This is a genomic window from Chryseobacterium sp. A321, assembly GCF_054489265.1.
In genome coordinates, this window is sequence record NZ_JBTMWZ010000001.1 from 1,334,699 (window position 1) to 1,355,063 (window position 20,365).

20 protein-coding genes are annotated in these 20,365 nt (G+C 42.2%); 14 read left to right on the forward strand and 6 right to left on the reverse strand.

What is annotated here, in order from left to right:
- Window positions 1-72 precede the first annotated feature (72 nt).
- A complete protein-coding gene (locus ACX3PZ_RS06325; protein WP_459083660.1) occupies window positions 73-720 on the forward strand; it encodes a uracil-DNA glycosylase in 648 nt (215 codons plus the stop codon).
- Here ACX3PZ_RS06325 and ACX3PZ_RS06330 read toward each other — a convergent pair.
- Together ACX3PZ_RS06330 and ACX3PZ_RS06335 are read right to left on the reverse strand one after the other, a co-directional pair.
- Window positions 704-1,210, reverse strand: a complete 507-nt coding sequence (locus tag ACX3PZ_RS06330) for a hypothetical protein (protein ID WP_459083661.1) — start codon at window positions 1,208-1,210, stop codon at window positions 704-706. The genes ACX3PZ_RS06325 and ACX3PZ_RS06330 overlap by 17 nt on opposite strands.
- Window positions 1,211-1,229: 19 nt before the next feature.
- A complete protein-coding gene (locus ACX3PZ_RS06335) occupies window positions 1,230-1,715 on the reverse strand; it encodes a DUF456 domain-containing protein (RefSeq protein WP_459083662.1) in 486 nt (161 codons plus the stop codon).
- A 69-nt stretch (window positions 1,716-1,784) separates the two neighbouring features.
- On the opposite strand from ACX3PZ_RS06335, the gene ACX3PZ_RS06340 reads away from it, so the two are divergent.
- The 8 genes from ACX3PZ_RS06340 to purE all read left to right on the forward strand — a co-directional run bounded on the left by ACX3PZ_RS06340 (window position 1,785) and on the right by purE (window position 10,528).
- Window positions 1,785-3,038, forward strand: coding sequence for a mechanosensitive ion channel family protein (locus ACX3PZ_RS06340; protein WP_459083663.1), 1,254 nt, complete (start codon window positions 1,785-1,787; stop codon window positions 3,036-3,038).
- Between the two features lie 53 nt (window positions 3,039-3,091).
- A complete protein-coding gene (locus ACX3PZ_RS06345) occupies window positions 3,092-3,805 on the forward strand; it encodes a pyridoxine 5'-phosphate synthase (RefSeq protein WP_459083664.1) in 714 nt (237 codons plus the stop codon).
- 58 nt (window positions 3,806-3,863) lie between these two features.
- On the forward strand, window positions 3,864-4,652 hold the full coding sequence (locus tag ACX3PZ_RS06350; protein WP_459083665.1) for an alpha/beta fold hydrolase: 789 nt from the start codon (window positions 3,864-3,866) through the stop codon (window positions 4,650-4,652).
- A 190-nt stretch (window positions 4,653-4,842) separates the two neighbouring features.
- Complete coding sequence (locus ACX3PZ_RS06355) at window positions 4,843-5,859, forward strand: NAD-dependent epimerase/dehydratase family protein (RefSeq protein WP_459083666.1); 1,017 nt, start codon at window positions 4,843-4,845, stop codon at window positions 5,857-5,859.
- Complete coding sequence (locus ACX3PZ_RS06360) at window positions 5,856-7,619, forward strand: AMP-dependent synthetase/ligase (protein WP_459083667.1); 1,764 nt, start codon at window positions 5,856-5,858, stop codon at window positions 7,617-7,619. Before ACX3PZ_RS06355 ends, ACX3PZ_RS06360 begins: the two co-directional genes overlap by 4 nt.
- Before the next feature lie 43 nt (window positions 7,620-7,662).
- Entirely contained in the window at window positions 7,663-8,718 is a 1,056-nt protein-coding gene (locus ACX3PZ_RS06365; protein ID WP_459112272.1) for a diphosphomevalonate decarboxylase, read from the forward strand.
- A gap of 57 nt (window positions 8,719-8,775) precedes the next feature.
- The gene (locus tag ACX3PZ_RS06370; RefSeq protein ID WP_459112273.1) at window positions 8,776-9,885 is read left to right on the forward strand and encodes a 5-(carboxyamino)imidazole ribonucleotide synthase; all 1,110 of its coding nucleotides are present in this window, start codon (window positions 8,776-8,778) and stop codon (window positions 9,883-9,885) included.
- Between the two features lie 139 nt (window positions 9,886-10,024).
- A complete protein-coding gene (gene purE / locus ACX3PZ_RS06375) occupies window positions 10,025-10,528 on the forward strand; it encodes a 5-(carboxyamino)imidazole ribonucleotide mutase (protein WP_459084012.1) in 504 nt (167 codons plus the stop codon).
- Here purE and ACX3PZ_RS06380 read toward each other — a convergent pair.
- From ACX3PZ_RS06380 to tyrS, 3 genes are all read right to left on the reverse strand, one after another.
- A complete protein-coding gene (locus ACX3PZ_RS06380; RefSeq protein WP_459112274.1) occupies window positions 10,525-11,355 on the reverse strand; it encodes an alpha/beta hydrolase in 831 nt (276 codons plus the stop codon). The genes purE and ACX3PZ_RS06380 overlap by 4 nt on opposite strands.
- 10 nt (window positions 11,356-11,365) lie before the next feature.
- Complete coding sequence (locus tag ACX3PZ_RS06385; protein WP_459084013.1) at window positions 11,366-12,007, reverse strand: alpha/beta hydrolase; 642 nt, start codon at window positions 12,005-12,007, stop codon at window positions 11,366-11,368.
- A 126-nt stretch (window positions 12,008-12,133) separates the two neighbouring features.
- Window positions 12,134-13,429, reverse strand: a complete 1,296-nt coding sequence (gene tyrS / locus ACX3PZ_RS06390; protein ID WP_459112275.1) for a tyrosine--tRNA ligase — start codon at window positions 13,427-13,429, stop codon at window positions 12,134-12,136.
- Window positions 13,430-13,679: 250 nt separating this feature from the next.
- Here tyrS and ACX3PZ_RS06395 point away from each other — a divergent pair, with 250 nt between their 5' ends.
- The 3 genes from ACX3PZ_RS06395 (at window position 13,680) to ACX3PZ_RS06405 (ending at window position 16,083) form a co-directional block, all read left to right on the forward strand.
- Window positions 13,680-14,222, forward strand: coding sequence for an RNA polymerase sigma factor (locus ACX3PZ_RS06395; protein WP_459112276.1), 543 nt, complete (start codon window positions 13,680-13,682; stop codon window positions 14,220-14,222).
- A 28-nt stretch (window positions 14,223-14,250) separates the two neighbouring features.
- Window positions 14,251-15,123 (forward strand): lipoyl synthase, encoded by an 873-nt coding sequence (gene lipA / locus ACX3PZ_RS06400; RefSeq protein ID WP_459083673.1) that lies wholly within the window; start codon window positions 14,251-14,253, stop codon window positions 15,121-15,123.
- Window positions 15,124-15,234: 111 nt separating this feature from the next.
- Window positions 15,235-16,083, forward strand: coding sequence for a dienelactone hydrolase family protein (locus tag ACX3PZ_RS06405; protein WP_459112277.1), 849 nt, complete (start codon window positions 15,235-15,237; stop codon window positions 16,081-16,083).
- Between the two features lie 86 nt (window positions 16,084-16,169).
- Here the strand turns inward: ACX3PZ_RS06405 and ACX3PZ_RS06410 are convergent, their stop codons facing one another.
- On the reverse strand, window positions 16,170-16,646 hold the full coding sequence (locus ACX3PZ_RS06410; protein WP_459083675.1) for a Dps family protein: 477 nt from the start codon (window positions 16,644-16,646) through the stop codon (window positions 16,170-16,172).
- A 228-nt stretch (window positions 16,647-16,874) separates the two neighbouring features.
- On the opposite strand from ACX3PZ_RS06410, the gene ACX3PZ_RS06415 reads away from it, so the two are divergent.
- Window positions 16,875-18,140, forward strand: coding sequence for a CinA family nicotinamide mononucleotide deamidase-related protein (locus tag ACX3PZ_RS06415; protein WP_459112278.1), 1,266 nt, complete (start codon window positions 16,875-16,877; stop codon window positions 18,138-18,140).
- A gap of 93 nt (window positions 18,141-18,233) precedes the next feature.
- Entirely contained in the window at window positions 18,234-20,315 is a 2,082-nt protein-coding gene (locus ACX3PZ_RS06420) for a M13 family metallopeptidase (protein ID WP_459083677.1), read from the forward strand.
- Window positions 20,316-20,365: the final 50 nt, after the last annotated feature.

Below are 20,365 nucleotides of genomic sequence, written 5' to 3' on the forward strand. Positions count from 1 at the left end.
CTTACGGTTTTTCCTTTTTTTAGTTTCCGCCTTGTGCTTATCTTTGAAACTCGAAACCTCGCTTATTGCCTTATGAACAGTTGGAACACGCTTTTAGAGTCCTTAGAATCGGATGCTCAGTACCAAGAACTTCGAAGTGCTCTTGATTTAGAGTATGAGAAAGCCACCGTTTATCCTAAGAAAGAGCACCTGTTTCGGGCGCTTGAAATCACACCGTTTGAAGAAGTAAAAGTGGTGATTGTAGGGCAAGATCCTTACCATGGAGTAGGACAAGCCAACGGGCTTAGTTTTTCTGTGGATGAAAACGTAAAACTTCCGCCTTCGCTTCGCAATATATTTAAGGAACTTCAGTCGGATCTTGGGATAGAGAGGGTTTCTGGAGATTTGCAGCCGTGGGCAAGACAAGGTGTTCTTCTGTTAAACTCCGTTCTGAGTGTTCGTGAGGGAAGTCCAGGCTCGCATCAGTTTTTAGGATGGGAGAAGTACACCGATCAATTTCTTTCCCATTTAAGTAAGAACAAAGACCGCGTTATTTTCGTGCTCTGGGGCGCACAGGCCCAAAAGAAATTGCCCCTTATTGATTCCACCAAGCACTTGGTCCTTCAAAGTGCCCACCCTTCGCCACTCTCAGCCTATCGAGGCTTTTTTGGAAGCAAAGTTTTTTCAAAGATCAATGCGGATTTAGAGGCTAGGGGGCTTGCTCCTATGGATTGGTTATAGGCGTCGGGTACACCTTAATTTTTGCAGAATAAGGAAGCGCATTTTTTTCCAGTTGAGTTTTGGGATAAGGATTTACCTCGACAAGCTCAAAGGTATAGCCCTCGAATTCAAGTTTGGAGAGGGCTTTGGCTCCAATGGAGAGGATTCGCCAATCGTTTTTCGTATCATTTACCGCTATGTTAACTGCGATTTGTACATTTCCGGCCCAAACACAGTTGACATCTAAGGGACATCTACTGTCTCCTACGACTTTTGCGAATTCAAGGAAAACGACATCTTCCCTGTTTCCTTCCGTAGAGAATTTAAGAGTGCCCGACTTCGCTAGTTCTAAAGTGAGCGTTTGGCTTTGGGGCGTATCTTTTTGAGTGGTGCTTGGAGATGGGGTTTCTGCTTTTTTTCTAGATTGGCAGCTTGCTAAAAATAAAGTGAGAGCGAGCACAAATAGGACAAAAGTAAAACTGCGGCTAATTGAATTTTTAATGGCATTCATCTCTAAGGGGTTTTTAAAATTAAAAGAGATCGTACACAACTACAAATAACATGGCGAGCGCTACCACAAAATTAAATCCTGTTCCGTAAAAGAAGCCTATTAAAGCGCCTTTCATGGATCGAACCGCTTTCTTGGTGTCGGTTCGATCGTGCAAAAGCTCGCCGACGAAGACGCCTAAAAACATACCAATTAAAAAACCAAAAGGAACCGGTATAAACAAGAGTCCCACAAAAGTACCAATCACGGAGCCAATGGAGCCCCATCGCGTTCCACCGTATTTTCGGGTGGTCCTAGCCGGAATTACATAATTTAGGATCACTGCAACCACGGTCAGAAAGGAAAAGATCCAAACAAAAGTCATGGAAAGACTTGCGTCGGTTCCGAATTTATAAATTAACAGTCCGCAAAGACTTAGAAGCAGTCCCGGAAGTACCGGTAGAAAGGTTCCTAGTAGGCCTACCACAAGCAAAACAAGGCTAATAAGTACGATAATTCCGTAGTCCATATTCTCAAATTATCGTTAAATTTACAGAATTGCAAGGAATTCACAAGCGATTTCGTTAATTTTGTACTCGTGGAGCAAGAATTAAATAAAACCCTCGATTTACTGCAGCTAATCAGCGACAAGATTCATTATTTTGTGAAAGATTACATCTATGATGGATGGATGCTTCAGGTGCTGGCCAAGTTTCTGTTTTTAGGACTTTTGGTCTTTGTGTTAGATTTCCTATTAAAGCATGTCGTTAGCTTTGTGTTTCGTCAATTTTCGAACGAAAAGGTCTATCCTTTAATAAAAGCGATTTCTCAATCGAGGATCACCTATTCCCTTGCTCACCTGATCACTCTTTCCTTTGCGCAGATGGCTTTGTATTCCGTTTTCTGGAGACATAAGTACAGTCACCAATACCTAGAGAGAATCATAGGTCTAGTGATTGTGGTGGTCATTGCCAATTTAGCGGCCCGATTCTTAAAAGCAATTCAATATTATTACACCTATAAGGGTGATTATTACCGCATTGTAGCGATTAATGCTATTTCTCAAACCTTAAAAACGGTAGGGATTTTTATCTTTACTCTGCTGGCAATAAGTGTCATCTTTGGAATTAAAGCCACGACCATTCTAACCAGTCTAGGTGCGATTACGGCGGTACTTGTTCTCGTGTTCCGAGATACGATCCTTGGGTTTATGACCGGGATTCATGTCGCGACCTCGAAAAGCTTAAAGGTGGGAGACTGGATCGGGATTCCCAAATACAACCTAGAGGGGATCATTGAGGACATTAATATTATTACGACCAAAATTGCAAACTTCGACAAAACGATTTCTACTATTCCTACCTATGATTTGCTTTCCACGGAAATTCGGAACAATCAGATCATGGCGGAAGGGAACAAGCGAAGAATAAAGCGCTCCATTATCTTTAACATTAATTCTTTTAAATTTATTGATCAAGAGCTTTTAGGCCAGCTCAAGAAAGTGAATTTATTATCTCACTATCTTGAGAATGTTTCCCTCGAAATTGAAAAAGAAAAGCAAGCGCATCCGAACCCAGCAGAAGCCATTAACGGAAGACAACTTACCAATATTGGCGTCTTTCGAAAATATGCTCTGGAGTATTTGAAGCAAGATCCGGATATTGATCCCGACGAAATGATCCTCGTGCGTCAGCTAGAGAACACGCCGCAGGGACTTCCTCTAGAGGTCTATTGTTTTGCAAACAAAGCAGGACTTACCGATTTTGAAACCATACAAGCCGATATTTTTGACCATTTGCTAACGGCAGCAAAACTTTTCGAACTAGAAATTTCGCAGGTAAGTTACTACTAGATTCCAGAGGAATTTAATGGGATTAATTCACTGCGTTCAATGCATAGAGAATCATGACAAAATTAAGTGTTAACATTAACAAAATAGCGACCATTCGCAATGCAAGAGGGGCCGATACCCCGAGCGTTACCGAGGCTGCGAAAAAAATTCAATCATTTGGAGCCCAGGGGATTACGATTCATCCAAGACCAGACGAAAGGCACATTACCCGCAAAGATGTTTATGACCTAAAGCCCCTGGTGTATACGGAGTTTAATATTGAGGGCAATCCCGAATCCTTTTTTATCGACATGGTAAAGAAGGTGAAACCTGAGCAAGTAACCCTGGTTCCCGATTTGCCCGATGCAATCACCTCCAATCAAGGGTGGGACTGCGTGACGCACAAAGACTTTTTAACAGAAGTCATTGCCGAGTTTAAAAAGGCAGGAATTCGGACTTCCATCTTTTTGGATCCAAATCCAGACATGGTCGAGGCCGCTTTTTCCACGGGGACCGATCGAATTGAACTTTACACAGAAGCGTACGCTTCTGGGTATGCCCAAAATAGAGAAAAGGCACTAGCGCCTTACATCGAGACTGCTCTACGAGCTCAGGAATTTGGTCTTGGAATCAATGCGGGGCACGATCTTTCGCTAGAGAATCTTCAGTACTTTAAGCAGAATCTTCCGGGACTTCTGGAAGTCTCGATTGGACATGCTTTGATTTCAGAAGCGCTTTATATGGGACTTGAAAACACCATACAAGCCTACCTGAAAAGACTCTCTTAATTCCTTTTTTTTTTTCACTTTAAATAGGCCTTGCGACTTGCAGGGGTAAATTAGAACAATGGAAATTCTTAATTCAAAAATATACGGCAGTCAGCTTGAGACAACTCCTGTACTTGTTTTTCATGGTCTTTTTGGCATGCTAGACAATTGGGGAAGTTTTGGAAAAGCTCTAGGGGAGTATTTCCCTGTGCATTTGATCGATCTTCGTAACCATGGCAAGAGCTTTCACTCTGCGGAAATTAGCCATGATTTAATGGCAGAGGACATTCGTACGTACATGGAGAGCCATCAAATGGAGAAAGTCATTTTGCTTGGACATTCCTTAGGGGGAAAAGCCGTGATGCAGTTCTCTATTCTTTATCCTGAGCTTGTGGAGAAACTCATTGTAGTGGATATGGGACCTAAAGCCTATCCGCCTCACCACCAAGCGATTTTAAAAGCGCTCAACAGTGTGGATTTTCAACCGGGACTTTCGCGGCAAGACGTCGATTCGATCCTCGTAAACCACGGACTGGAAAAGTCCGTCATTCAGTTTTTGGCAAAGAATTTAACTTGGAAAGAGCCCGGACTACTTTCCTGGCGATTTAATTTGAAAGTCTTAACGGAGAAATACCATGATCTCGTAGGCAATCCCATTCGATACGGCGTTTTTGAGGGTCCTACCTTGTTTGTCAAAGGAGAAAAATCCAATTATCTTCTTCCACAAGATTCCTTTCAAATTAAGCAGCAATTCCCAAATTCAAAAGTAGTCGAAGTCCCGAAAGCAGGGCATTGGGTGCAAAGTGAAAATCCGGTGGATTTCAATAAAGAAGTCTTTGAATTTCTTTCGGTCCCTTCGGTATCTTAGCCCTACTTATTTCGCTTAATCCGTCTCTCCTTTACGAGAAGGGAAGACAGCAAACAGAGGGCAGAGAAGGGAAACGAAAACCTTGTTTTGTATTGGTTTTTAGCTCGAAGGTAAGAATGGCTAAAGTACGCTGCTTCGGGGTTTTTTAATTATCTTTGCCAAGAACGCAAAATTTAAAATTTTACGCCCCATGATTGCAGTTACCGGCGCCACAGGTCTACTAGGTCGAGTCCTCGTGTTTGATCTTATTCGCGAAGCACAAGAGGTTCGTGCTCTTTGCCGCGCCTCAAGTGACCTAAGGGCCGTTAAAGATGCTTTTTTCTTATACCACGGGGGAACGCAAAAGCTCTGGGAGCAAATTGAGTGGGTAGAGGTGGATTTTAAGGACCTCGATACCCTGGAAAAAGCTCTTGTAGGCGTAAAAAGTGTTTACCACTGCATGGGAGAAGTTTCTTTTGATCCCAGGAAAGAAGAAAAGATTTATCAGACCAACGCAGAGGGAATCCAAAACCTTCTTTATGCGATCGAAAATTCACAGGTAGAGTCTCTTTTACACGTGAGCTCCATTGCGGTTTTAGACGGGCATAATGCAGAGGGAGAAGTGGACGAAACGTGTGATTTTAATCCCAAACTTACCCATTCTTCGTACGCAATTTCAAAACACATGGCAGAGTTGGAAGTCATGCGCGCTTCAGCAGAAGGCTTAAGAGTAATTGTGGTGAATCCAGGAATCATTCTCGGTTCCGGAAACTGGAAGCAAAGCAGCGGAGAGCTTTATTCTCGTTATAAAGACTTGCCTTTTGCTCCTCCAGGCATTTCCAGTTATGTCGATGTAAGGGACGTCTCTAAAGCGTCTCGCCTCTTAATGAACTCAGAGCCGAAGAATGAGCGCTATATACTTGTTTCAGAAAGCAAACCCAATCTGTGGGTTGCGAATCATATACGGGCAGCCTTCCAAAAAAAAGAGGCCAAAGTTTTACCTGCCTTTGTTTTAAAACTAGGCGTAGGACTTCAGTTCCTATTAGGGTGGCTTGTTCCATCGCTACGAATGCTCAATTCCGTAAATGTAAAAGCCCTTTGTTCGAGCAGCAAAGTGAGCAGCGAACAGTTTAAGAACGAATTTAATTTTGAGTTCATACCGGTAGAAGAAAGCCTTAATTACCATCTTGATCATTATATAAACAAAGACAAATCCTCACTTTTATGAATGTAACTGAATTTCTAAAAGCAAACACCCAGAAATATCCCACGCGTCCGGCGATTGGCTTTAAAAAAGACGAGGAGTGGAAGGAGCTTTCTTGGATGGATTTTTCTCGTATCGTGTACAAAACGGCCAACGCCTTAAAAGAGTTTGGAATTAAAAACGGAGATCATGTCGGAATTTATTCCGACAATTCTGCAGAATGGATTGTTTTTGATTTAGCTACAATGGCCTTAGGGGCCGTGAGCGTTCCGCTTTATTCGACCGCGAATGCAGAGCAGGTTTCTTACATCCTGCAGGAAGCCAAGGTTCGCGTCCTACTTGTCGGAAACCAAGAGCAGTATGATCTGGCTTTTGATTTAATGGAAAATGGCCTAGAAATCGAACAGCTTATTTTGGCCAAGAAGAGAATTTGGACGAAGAAAACCAAAAGTGTTTACCTAGACGAGTTCATTAAAAAGGCGAGCGAAACCTTAGAGATTGAGCCAAAAGAGCACGAAGATCTAGCGACCCTTATTTATACCTCTGGAACCACAGGAGAACCGAAAGGAGTGATGCTCACCCACGGAAATTTCACAAAGGCCATCGCGGCGCATTTTGAGTTTTTTAAATTTCAATCCTTTGAAAAGGAGCATTCGCTTGCATTTCTGCCTTTAACGCATGTCTTCGAAAGAAGCTGGACTTTGCTTTGCCTTACAGGGGCTGCCAAAGTAAGTTTCTTAGAAAATACCAAATTGATAGCCTCTGCGCTTACGGAGGTAAAGCCCACCCTTATGTGCGCGGTTCCACGCTTCTATCAGAAAATCTATGCAGGCGTTCACGGGATGGTGGAGAAATCCTCACCTGTAAAGAAAAAGCTCTTTGCTTGGGCACTTAAAGCGGGTACGGAGCGCGCTGAGATTTTACGATTGGAAGGAAAGCCTTCGCTTTCTCTTCGTGTAAAGTATGCAATTGCGAACGGTTTAGTGTTTCAAAAGATTAAAAATAAAATGGGAGGAAACCTATGGTTTATGCCTTGCGGCGGAGCGTCCATTTCTCCTGAAGTGACAAAGTTTTTTGCGGCCCTAGGCATTCCTATGACCGTAGGGTATGGACTTACCGAAACCACAGCGACCCTTACCGCTTTTCCTCGTACTCGCTATGAGCACGGCTCTTGTGGAATCCCCCTGAATGGAACCGAAATCAAAATAGGTCCAGAGGATGAAATTCTTGTGAAAGGTCCCGGAATTATGAAAGGATATTACAAGAAACCGGAGGAGACCGATCATGTTTTTACTTCCGACGGTTGGTTTCGAACCGGCGATGCAGGGAAAATAGATTCAAAAGGGAATCTTTACATTACCGATCGTATCAAGGACTTAATGAAAACCTCCAACGGGAAGTACTTAGCTCCCCAATTGATTGAAAATATACTTTTGAATGACGAGGATATCTCTCAAGTGATGCTCATTGCAGAAGGTCGACCGTTTGCAAGTGCTATTGTTGTTCCTAATTTTGAAGTGATTGAATCTAAACTTACAAGTTTAAATATAACCCCAGGAGATTGGGAAGAAGTCACCAAGAATTCTAGATTGCACGAGTATTACAGCGAAAGAATTGGCGAGTTGCAAAAGGGATTGCAAGGTCATGAAAAAATCAAGAAATTCATTTTGCTTCCAAAAGAATTTGAAATTGAGTCGGGTGAGATTACCCCGACTTTAAAAGTCAAAAGAAAAGTGGTGCTCGAGAAGTACCATACAGAAATTGAGAAATTGTACAAAGCTTAAGTCCTTCCAGAAAGAGACAAGTTTGAATCAAATAGAAAAAGAAATGCATACCGAATTTTTGGCCTTGTTTGAGGCAAAGGTTTTTTCAACAAGTGTAAAACAAATGGCTCCCAGCAATATTGCCCTTGTGAAATATTGGGGGAAATACGCAGGGCAAATTCCAGCGAATCCAAGCATTAGCTACACGCTTAAGAATTGCAACACCCAAACGGAAATGAGTTTTGATACGGAGAAGCCTTTTGGGGTGGAGCTCTATCTAGCAGGGGAAAAGAACCCGGCATTTTCAAAGAAAATTGAAACTTATTTTAAAACCATTCAGGCTTATTTGCCTTGGATCACAAAAGGGTTCTACGAAATCCACACAGAAAACTCCTTTCCTCATAGTTCGGGAATTGCGTCTTCTGCCTCTGGATTTGCAGCCTTAGCTAAATGTCTGATGGCTCTAGATGAGAAGTTTGGATCTACCCTTTCCCAAGAACAGAGTCTCCAAAAGGCTAGTTTCTTAGCCAGACTCGGAAGTGGAAGTGCCGCTCGAAGTCTGCACGAAGGACTTGTGGTTTGGGGAGAAATCCCAGAAATGGAAAAAAGCTCCTCTCTTTACGGACTTCCTTATCCTTCTAGCGAAGTTCATCCCCTCTTTAGATCCTTTAACGATTGGGTTCTATTAATTCACGAAGGTGAGAAAAGTGTAAGTTCTACAGTCGGACATTCCCTTATGAACGACCATCCTTATGCAGAGCGTCGCTTTGAAGAAGCAAGAGAGAACTTAAGTGAACTCTTAAGAATATTAAAAGCAGGGGATCTACAGGCTTTCATTAAACTTGTGGAGCATGAGGCTCTTACTCTTCATGCGCTCATGATGATGAGTAATCCGGCTTATCTTTTAATGAAGTCGGGAACTCTTGAGGTGATTAATGAAATTTGGAATTTCAGAAAAGAAACGGGACATCCCCTTTTTTTCACTTTAGATGCAGGAGCGAATGTCCATTTGCTTTTCCCACAGAACGAATCTAGAGAGGCCATCACCACCTTTATTGAAACCAGGTTAAAGCCACTCACCCAAAAAGGAGGCATTGTAAAAGACGAAATGGTTTTTTAACCCTTTCAAAAAAGAAGATTAATAGAAAATTAGAGACAACCGTAAATTCATAGAGGAATGAAAATAGGATTATTAGGCGGAGGCCAGCTCGGACGAATGCTCATTCAAGAAGCTTTAAAATACGACGATCAGTGGTTCACGCTCGATCCCGCTAAGGATGCACCTTGCCACACGATTTCTGATTTTACGCAGGGCGATTTTAATAACTATCAAACGGTTCTAGACTTTGGAGAGGGGAAAGACGTGGTGTCCATTGAGATTGAGCATGTGAACGTCGAAGCGCTCTTTGAACTGGAAAAAACAGGAGTCGAGGTAATCCCTAGACCTAGAATCATTCAGATTATCCAACAAAAAATTCTGCAAAAAGAGTTTTACAAGGAGAAGGGAATTCCGTCTCCTAAATTTCAAGCTGTGCAGTCTAAAACAGAAATCGATTTTGAATTCCCTTTCGTACAAAAGCTCAATACAGGCGGGTACGATGGCAAGGGCGTTCAAGTGATTCGTTCAGAGGAAGATTTAGAAAAACTATGGGATGCCCCCTCTGTGATTGAATCCCTGGTCGATATTGAAAAAGAACTTTCCGTCATTGTAGCTCGCAATCAAAAGGGAGAAGTGGCGGTTTTCCCTGTCACGGAAATGCTTGCAGATCCCGTTCTAAACTTACTTGATTTTAATCTTTGTCCAAGCGACATTTCTTTGGATGCAGCCTCCCAAATTGAAATGATTGCAAAGCAATTCCTTCAAGCTGCAGAATCTCCCGGCTTATTTGCTATTGAACTCTTTTTAGATAAAAAGGGGAAAGTTTGGGTAAATGAAACTGCGCCAAGGCTTCATAACTCAGGGCACCAAACGCAAGAGGGGAATTTTAATTCCCAGTTTGAGCAGATGTATCGAGTGCTTAAAAATCTTCCGTTAGCCAGTACCAAGGAAAAAGGCTATTCCGGCATGTTAAATTTAGTAGGAGAGGCAGGGTATTCAGGACCTGTTCTCTACGAAGGACTAGACAATCTCCTTTCTAGACCCAATACGTATGTTCACCTTTATGGCAAGACAGAGACGAAACCAGGTCGTAAAATGGGACACGTGAACGTGGTTGCGGAAAATAGAGAAGAGTTAATCCAGGAGCTCTTAGAGCTGAAGAAAGTAGTACGAGTGATTTCGAAATAGGACTCCGTTTTTTTTGGTAGGTCCATCGGGGTTTTGCTGATTTTAATTTACAAGCTATTTAAATGGCCACTTCCGCGCATTCGTTTGGTAGCCTAATTTTTTTATATTTTCATTATCTTTGAAAACTAAACAAGTAGATATGGTAGGAATCATCATGGGTTCGCAGAGCGATCTTAGAATTATGCAAGGTGCAGCAGACATATTAAAAACCCTTGAGGTCCCTTATGAATTGACCGTTGTGTCGGCGCATCGTACCCCTAAAAGAATGTTTGATTACGCCTCAAGAGCGAAAGAAAGAGGACTTCGTGTGATTATTGCAGGAGCAGGGGGCGCTGCCCATTTGCCAGGAATGGTCGCGAGTGAAACCACATTGCCAGTAATTGGGGTGCCTATTCATTCAAGCAATTCAATTGACGGATGGGACTCCATCCTTTCCATTCTTCAAATGCCAGCTGGGATTCCAGTAGCCACCGTCGGATTGGACGGCGCAGTGAATGCAGGTCTTTTGGCTGCAAAAATTATCGGCAGTTTTGATGAGGCTATCTCGAATAGACTTTCAGAGTATCAAAAAGGACTAGAGACCAAAGTACTTGGAACTGTGCAGGCGCTTAAAGAGCAGCATCCGAACGGATACGACCTTTAGTGTAACCACTTATAAGCTCCTGGAAACTCACGATTCCAGTACGCTTCGTTGTGTTTCCCATCAGGGTGAACTTTGTAATACATGTTTTTCGTTTTTACTCCTCTATCTTTTAGTAAAGTAATCACCTTTGAGGTGTCTTTTCCCATGTCAAAGGATTCCTTTTCCCCTTCAATGAAATAGTATCGCTGTTTCCTCAGCGAGTGATCCGATTCTTTTATATAGGTCATTAAAGGTTCACGATTGAACCAAAATGCGGAACTAAAAGCGAGGATGTTTCCAAAAGTATCGGGGTATTTCACACCGCCGTAAACCGATATTAGTGCACCTAAAGAACTTCCACCAAGGGTCGTATTCTTGCGTGAAGCTTTAGTACGGTAATGAGAATCAATATAAGGTTTTAAAGTCTCCACGACAAAGGCGAGATATTCATCTCCGCTTCCTCCTGCTTTGTACTCTTCGTTTTTAAAAGGAGAGAGTTCATCCATCCGTTTTTCTCCTCCGTTGTCTATCCCTACGACAATACTCTCAGCATATCCTTCTTTCGAAAGGGTATTAAGCGTCTCGTCTACTCCCCATTCCCCTGCATAGGATGTGGCCTTGTCAAAAAGGTTTTGTCCATCGTGCAAGTATAGAACTGGAAACTTTTTATTCGATGAGGTATACGAAGGAGGTAGATAGATCCAAATTCTTCGTTCTCGATTTAATTGAGGAATTTTAAAGTTCTCAGAGAGAATATGAACGTTTTTTTCTCTTGTAGAACTTGAATGCTCTTGCGCTGTGGCCGTGCCAAGCATTCCAATCGCCATGAGAAGGGGTAAAAATTTCATCTTTTTGGTTTTACGATTCAAAAAACTCCATTAAATCTTTGTAGTTCTTTTGGTTTACGCCGTGTCCACTTACATATTCACGGAAAGTGAAATAGCATCCAAAATCATAAAGCATTTCTGCTCCTTTTGAGCCCCATTCTAAAGGAATTGTGACATCGTCAGTTCCATGAGATACGAAAAAGCGAAGGTGTTCCAAACGCTTTTTTTCTTTGACTCTTTGGGTCAGAAGTCTATTTTCGGGATAAGCAGAAAGCAAAGCTACTTTTGAGAATTGCTCTGGATAAGTAAGGGAGAGGGCATAACTTAGAATTCCCCCTTGACTAAACCCGCACAAATGCGATGGGGTCGTATTGTCAAGCTTATAGCGTTCTCGAATTTCTTTAATCGAGTTCATCACGGCATTGAGAGAATCGGTTGCCTCAGGAACATCCACCAGACGTTCCAGATCCATGAAGTCAATCGAATACCATGCGTAGCCCTCAATGGGGGCGTTTAACGGCGCTCTAAAGCTTACAATGATCCAGTCCGAGGGTAAGTCCGGTGTAAAAGCAAAAAGGTCCTCCTCGTGGCTTCCATAGCCGTGGAGTAAAAATAATATGGGGGTAGCGGGAGTGATTGTTTCAGGTTCCCTTACTAAGTGATCTAATACCATAGCCCAAAGGTAAAGATTTTCTTTAAAAAGAGAGAGAATCATTGTCCCTTACATTTGGCTACGAAGTTAAAAAGCCGAATTTTTTACGATTCGGCTTAGTTTGTATATTTCTTGTGAAAAGACTAGTTAGATTGCTTTAAGAATGAAGTAATTCTTTTTCCCTTTCTGTAGCAAAAGGAATTTCCCATCGATTAAATCGCTTTCCGTGCATTGAAACTCGGCATCCACTTTCACTTTGTTGACCGAAATACTTTGTCCTTTTAGTTCTCTTTGTGCTTCGCTTTTGGATTTTAAAAAGCCACTCAACTCCGATAAAACATCGGTTAAGTTACTATCAAAAAGATCTGCTTTTGAAACTTCTTTTTGAGGAACCCCTTCAAAAACTTCCAAAAAAGTTTCTTCTTCAAGTTCAACTAAGTCAGAGGCCGTGGAACGTCCAAAGAGAATCTCAGAGGCTTTAACCGCCTTCTCGTATTCTTGCTCTCCGTGCACCCACGTGGTGACTTCCTTCGCCAAGGTCTTTTGAAGTTTGCGCTCGTGCGGGGCTTCTTTATGAAGGGTAATTAAATCCGTAATGGTCTGTTGATCTAAAAACGTGTAGAACTTAATAAAGCGCTCACTATCCTGATCGCTTGAATTTAACCAAAATTGGTAAAATTTATACGGGGAGGTTCTTTTTTTATCGAGCCAGTAATTTTCACCGCTTTCTGATTTTCCAAATTTAGTTCCGTCCGCTTTGGTAATGAGGGGCACCGTTAAGGCGAAGGCTTCTCCTTGCACTTTTCTACGGATTAGTTCGGATCCTGTGGTGATGTTTCCCCACTGGTCGGAACCGCCCATTTGTAGTTTTACATTCTTCTCTTTGTATAAGTGCAGGAAATCATATCCTTGCAATAGTTGGTAAGTGAATTCAGTAAAACTCATTCCGTCAGCACCGTCTTGGCCTGAAAAACGCTTTTTTACAGAGTCTTTCGCCATCATGTAATTAACCGTTAAATGCTTTCCGATGTCTTTAACGAAATCTAGAAAGGTAACTTCCTTCATCCAGTCATAGTTGTTCACCAATTCTGCACGATTCTCTCCTGAACCTTCAAAGTCTAGGAAACGAGAAAGCTGGCCTTTCAAACATTCTACATAGTGATTAAGGGTCGCCTCGTCCAAAAGGTTCCTTTCCGAGGATTTCCCAGAAGGGTCACCAATCATACCTGTCGCTCCACCCACAAGTGCGATGGGCTTGTGGCCATGCTGCTGGAAATGAGCAAGAACTTTAATGGGAATAAGACTCCCTATGTGCAAAGAATCGGCCGTGGGGTCAAACCCGATATAGGCAGAGGTCATCTCTTTATTGAGTTGATCTTCGGTTCCTGGCATCATGTCGGCGTAAAGGCCGCGCCATTTTAATTCTTCGATAAAAGGATTCATTATTCTAAATTTATAACGTGCAAAATTAGTAAATACTTCCTAGAGCGCCTAATTAAACCTAACATGCTTTTAGCCACTTTCCTTTAAAGGTTCCATTCTTTGCCTAGGAGTGAGCAGCCCCCTTATCTCTAGTTTCATTAAGTTCCTCACTCTTATTTTGAAGTGGAATTTTTGTGGGTTTCTTCAATTCTAAGGACTTGCTGTGGAAGGTTCGATTTACACTTTATTTTTTCGTAAATTTGTCTTTTAAATGACGAAATCAAAGCTCCTTTTGCTCATTCAAAAAGCGCGTGAAAAAGACCAAAAAGCGCAGACTCAACTCATTAATTTGTATTGGGTAGCGGTCTTCTCTTATGTCTTAAAGAAAGTTGGGGATAAGAACGATGCAGATGAAATCACCGTGAAGGTGTTTTCGAAAGTCTTAGGCAAACTCGATTATTTTGATCCGCAGTTTGAATTTAAAACGTGGGTTTTGACCATTGCACAGAACACGACGATTGATTTTTGGAGAAAAAAGAGTCGGGAGACGAAAGACTTGCATACCAATTTAGAAGAAGTGCATAATGAATTTGCACAATCTCCCGAGGAACTCATGATTAGTCTAGAAGAGCAGTCGGAGATTAGGCAGATTCTCTCCACCATGGATAAAAGCTATCAGCAAATTATAACGCTTCGCTTTTACGAAGAGAAGAGCATTAAAGAGATTGCCGAGGAATTAGGACTCTCGGTTTCGAATACAAAGGTTCGAATTATGCGAGCCAAAAAGGTCCTAGCGGAATTATTAAAGAAATAAAAAAGCAGGCGAAAGCGTGCAGACTATTATGGAAGAGCAATTAATGACCCCAAATACAACGATACAAAAACCGAAATGGATTCGGGTGAAACTCCCAACCGGTAAAAACTACCGGGAACTTCGTTCCTTAGTGGATAAATACAAACTTAATACGATTTGCCAAAGTGGGAGCTGTCCTAACATGGGTGAATGTTGGGGAGAGGGGACGGCCACGTTCATGATCCTTGGAAATATTTGTACGCGTAGTTGTGGTTTTTGCGGCGTTAAGACTGGGAAGCCACTCGATGTCAACTGGGATGAACCTGAGAAAGTAGCACGATCTATTAAGCTTATGAAAATTAAGCATGCAGTTCTTACCTCTGTAGACCGTGATGACTTGAAAGACATGGGATCCATTCTATGGGCAGAAACCGTGAATGCGGTGAGAAGAATTTCCCCGGGAACCACAATGGAGACGTTAATCCCAGACTTCCAAGGCGTTCATAAACATATCGATCGCATGCTTGAGGTGGCACCCGAGGTGATTTCCCATAACATGGAAACTGTAAAACGATTAACAAGAGAAGTACGGATTCAGGCGAAGTATGAACGTAGCCTTGATGTGCTTCGTTACTTGAAAGACTCAGGTCAAAGAAGAACCAAGACGGGTCTAATGTTAGGACTTGGAGAAGAGAAAGACGAAGTCCTAAGAACCATCGAAGACATTCGCGAAGCGAAAGTAGATGTGATCACGATAGGACAATATTTACAACCTAGTAAAAACCATTTGCCCGTAAAGCGATTTGTAAGTCCTGAAGAATTTGAAGAGTACCGCGAATTTGCTTTAGGGTTAGGGTTCCGACACGTGGAGAGCTCTCCTTTGGTAAGAAGTTCTTACCACGCCGAAAGACACTTATTGTAATTACTAAGTACGACAGAAAATATATAGAGAGCGACCTTTTGGGTCGCTTTCTTTTTTATAAAGCTTTAGAATATTTTTTTTAACTTTAAAAACACCAAAAAATAAAAAAATATGAAATTAACATTCTTCAGCGCGCTTTTGTTTGCCAGTATTGCGCTCGTGTCCTGTCAGAAAAAGACAGATTCTAAAGTATTGGAACCCGAGGTGAGTTCGGATTCTGTTACCGTTGAACAGGCTCAACTTCATACCAAAGTCCTAGAGTATGATGCCAATGGAATTAGTCATAAAGGCTATGTGGCGTACGATTCTACGCGCGCAGGATCGCTCCCGATTGTACTGGTAATTCCGGAATGGTGGGGCTTAAATGACTATGCGAAAGGCAGGGCCGATCAATTAGCCAATTTAGGGTATTACGCAGTGGCGCTAGACTATTACGGCAATGGAAAGGCAGTTGAAAACCCTGAAGAGGCGCAAAAAGAAGCGACTGTGTTCTACCAAGATCCCTCGAAAGGGCAGGCTATCTATCAGGCCGTGAAAGCCACTTTAGCGAAAGATTCGAAGGCGGATGGAAGTAAAATAGCCGTGATGGGTTACTGTTTTGGAGGAGCGCAAGCGCTGAATCTCGGTCGCCAAAACCAGGAGTTAAAAGGAGTGGTAAGTTTCCATGGAAATCTTCAAACGGGCGTCAAACCGACAAATTCAAAAGTGAAATACCTCGTGCTGAATGGGGAGGCGGATAATTTTGTACCGGCGGAAGAAATCGCCGCTTTTAAGAAAGAAATGGATTCTGCGAAGATTGATTATAAGTTTGTGAACTACCCAGGCGCAGTGCACGCCTTTACCAATCCTGCTTCAACAGAAGTAGGGAAGAAGTTTGATATGAACATTGCCTACAACAAAGAGGCAGATGAGAAATCTTGGGAAGAAATGAAAGCCTTTTTCTCCTCCATTTTCCAATAGAAAGGAAATACTTTTACTGCAATAAAATTAGGCCCGCTTCAAAATTGAAGCGGGCCTAATTGCTTAAGTAAAATGAAATAAATGATTTATTCTCTAAAGTACTGACGTAGTTTCCACGCCATCGTCTCGTGATCTGTCATAAGACCCGTTAAGAAGTCGGCAGTCCCTGCATCCCCATATTTGGTGTCGGCACTATCCACATATTTACGTAGGGCTTTTACAATCTTTTCATGATCACCCACAAGCTCTTTTAACATCATTTGATTCGTTGGAATTTTGCCTGGTGTTTCCTTAATCTGAGAATTTGCAATAAATTCACTCATTGTACCGTCCGCAATTCCTCCAAGGGTGCTAATGCGTTCTGCCACTTGATCAATGGCGACTTCTAATGCGGTGTACTGCGCTTCGAAAAGCTCATGCAATTCTAAGAAATCAGGACCGTTTAAGTTCCAATGGAATTTTCTCAATTTAATATATAGGACGTTCCCGTCCGCAAGAACTTTGTTAAGAAGTTCATGTAAAGATTTTAAATTTTTGGCTGAAATGCCTAAGTCTACTTTCATAATTGTGTTTTTGTATGACAAAGATAAATAGGATGTTTGGCTATAGCTTTATAAAATTTAGCACGATGTTTATAGAGTTTTCTATGTGGGGGTCTCTTGTTTGATGAATTTATTTTTTTTTAAAGAAAAAGGAATAAACCTACTAGTGCATTTCAAATTATTAATAACGACATCAATTTAATTCCAGATCGCGATCGATTTCTCAGTCAAAATTCCGACCTTTCCTTAATGAAAGCAGTGATTATTGCCGTGGGTGGAGAAATTCTTTCTGGCGACACCCTAGATACCAATTCGAATTTTATAGCCACGGAATTGAAAAAGATTGGAGTTGCTCTGGAAGCTATTCTTACGGTAAAGGACGAACTTGCCGAAATCGTATCGGCATTAGGTCGCGCATTTGAAAGGGCGGATCTCGTTTTAACCACGGGTGGACTCGGGCCTACCAAGGACGATCAAACGCTATTGGCCATTGGGCGTTATTTCGGAGTAAGTTCTGCCATTGATCCGGCAACCTATGAGCATTTGAAGTCTATCCTTGAAAAGAGAAACAGGTCCTACCTTCTCGATTTGAATAAGAACCAAGCGCTCGTACTAGAGGGAGCAAAAGTCTTTCAGAACGAACATGGAACCGCCCCCTGTCAAATGATGGAAAAAGAGGGGAAGATTGCGATTTGTATGCCCGGCGTTCCCTACGAAGTGAAACCCCTAGTGAAGGATCAGATTATTCCCTACCTGTCTTCTCGATTTTCCTTGCCTTTTTTTGTGACGAGGACCGTTTCTGTCTCCGGTATCCCAGAGAGCGAACTTTCTAATCTTATTGAAGAGTGGGAGCTTTCGCTACCCCAGCATTTGAGTCTTTCGTACCTACCGGTGGAAGGTCGAATCAAATTGCAATTGAGTGGATCTGGCAACAATCTAGAATTGTTGAAAAAGGAGCTTACCGATACGTTTGAACCGATCCGATCTCTTTTAGCGCCCTTTGTATTTTCGTGGGATGGAAGTAGTATTGAGGCTGTACTTCACACTTTGCTCCAGAAAGAGAAGTTGACTTTAAGTGTAGCCGAGAGCTGCACTGGAGGAACCATTTCTAGTTGCCTTGTAAGTGTTCCCGGAATATCCGCCCATTATCTTGGGGGAATCGTGCCCTACGATACAAGTCAGAAAGTAAAGCTATTGGGTGTTCGTGAAAAGACAATCCAGGAGTTCGGTGTCGTCTCTTCTGAAGTGGCAAAGGAAATGAGTTTGTGCTGTCAAAAATTCTTCGGGAGTGAGCTAGCCATTGCCACGACAGGGGCAGCAGGGCCCTCATCAGATGCTTACAACACGCCGGTGGGTGAAGTCTATTATTCGATCCGTGTACATGACTTTGAAGTGACCAGACGACTTTACTTGCCTCATTTGGACCGCAAGGATTTTATGAATTTTGTTTCCTTGAGAGCGCTACATGAACTCGCTGAAATCCTAGTAAAACGACGAATGGACTGGCTCGCTTAAGGCCAAAACCTTTAACATTAATCAAATAATTTAACTAAATTGTAACGTTTAATTCTTACTTACAACCTATATACTATTAAATCAAAGTTATACATGAAAAAAGTTACTATTGGTTTGCTTGCTTTTTCAGGAATGGTTTTACTCAATTCTTGTGCTACAAAAGCTCCTGCAGCCGACACCCAAACTGAGGCGAGTGCATCCGCCACATCCGATGCAGAGGAACATGGAATCAACCTTGAGTACATGGATACTTCGGTAAAACCTACCGAGGATTTCTTTACGTACGTGAACGGAAATTGGTACAAGAACACGGAGATTCCTTCGGACAAAGTATCTTGGGGTTCGTTCAACGAACTTAGAGACGAAACGGACAATGCGTCGCTTGAAATTTTAAATAAAATCCTAACCGATTCTTTTGCAAAAGGATCTGAAGGTCAAAAAATTCAGGCTCTTTACGGGAGCTTTATCGACTGGGATACCCGTAACGCTCTTGGTCTTTCTCCCATCAAAGCAGATCTTGCAAAAATTGATGCAATTTCAAATTTAAAGCAGTTCCAGTCTTATTTAAATGAAGCCACCAAAACGGGAGACAATCCTTTCTACGGATGGAGAGTCGGGGCCGATCTTAAAAACTCTGTAATGAATGCAGTGTACTTAGGAGGTCCAGCCTTAGGCCTTGGAAAAGACTATTACCAAAAGAAAAGCGAAGCGAATACAGCCACTCTTGCAAAATACACAGAGTTTGCAGGGAAACTTTTTGAAACGCTAGGGTCTACGAATCCAGCGAAGTCGGCTTCTGAAGTGGTCGCTTTTGAAAACCAATTGGCAAATTACCTACTTACCAATGAAGAGGGTAGAGATGCGAACTTACGTTACAATCCAAAGACCAATGCAGAGCTTAAGAGTCTTGTGAAAAATGTAGATCTTCCTACCTATTTAAAAACAGTAGGAGTGAATACAGACCGCGTGATCGTGGGTGAACTTGAGTATTACCAAAATATGGATAAGTTCATTACAGAGAAGAACCTACCTCTCTTAAAAGAGTACATGAAAATGCACCTGCTAAGAGGAAACATGGGGAACCTAGATCAAAAAATGGACGATCTGAATTTTGATTTCTACTCAAAATACCTTCAAGGACAGAAAGAACAAAGACCGATGGAAAAAAGAGGTCTTTCTCTAATCAACGGTATTTTAGGAGAAGCCTTCGGAAAACTATATGTAGAGAAATATTTCCCAGCAGAAGCAAAATCGCAAATGGTAACCTATGTGGATTACATCCGCAAAGCGTTTGATAAGCGCATTGGAGACCTAGACTGGATGAGCGCGGATACGAAAGTGAAAGCAAAAGAAAAACTCTCTAAATTCACGGTTAAGATTGCGTATCCAGATACTTGGAAAGACTATTCAAAACTTCAAATGGCTTCGCCTAAAGACGGAGGATCCCTTTATGGAAACCTTGTGAATTTATCGAAGTGGAATTACGACAAAAACCTAGCGAAAATAGGGAAGGCGGTAGACAAAACAGAATGGGGAATGTCTCCTCAAACGGTGAATGCATACTACAGCTCTTCTAACAATGAAATCGTATTCCCTGCAGCCATCCTTCAACCTCCTTTCTTTAATTTCAAAGCAGATCCTGCAGTGAATTTTGGTGGAATTGGTGCCGTAATCGGACACGAGATTTCTCACGGATTTGACGACGGGGGATCCAGATTTGACGGAGACGGAAACCTTAAGAACTGGTGGACGGAATCCGATCGTACGAATTTTGATAAGAAAGTAGGGGAATTAGCCGCTCAGTACGATGCTTACGAACCTGTAAAAGGAAGTTTCGTAAACGGTAAATTCACGAGTGGAGAAAATATCGGGGATTTAGGGGGCGTTTCTGTGGCATACGAAGCTTTACAGATGTACCTAAAAGACCACGGCAATCCAGGGAAGATCAGTGGATTCACGCAAGATCAACGTTTCTTTATGAGTTGGGCTACGGTTTGGAGAACCAAATCTACGGATCAATACATGCAGAATCAAGTAAAAACAGATCCACACTCTCCAGGATACTATAGAGCGTTCGCACCTCTACTTAACGTAGATGCGTTCCACGAAGCATTTGGTACAAAACCAGGAGACAATCTATACAAAGCGCCAGAAGATCGTATTCGTATCTGGTAAGCGAAACAGTCGGCTCAGGCTTATTTAGGTTTTGAACAGACCCAAGTAAA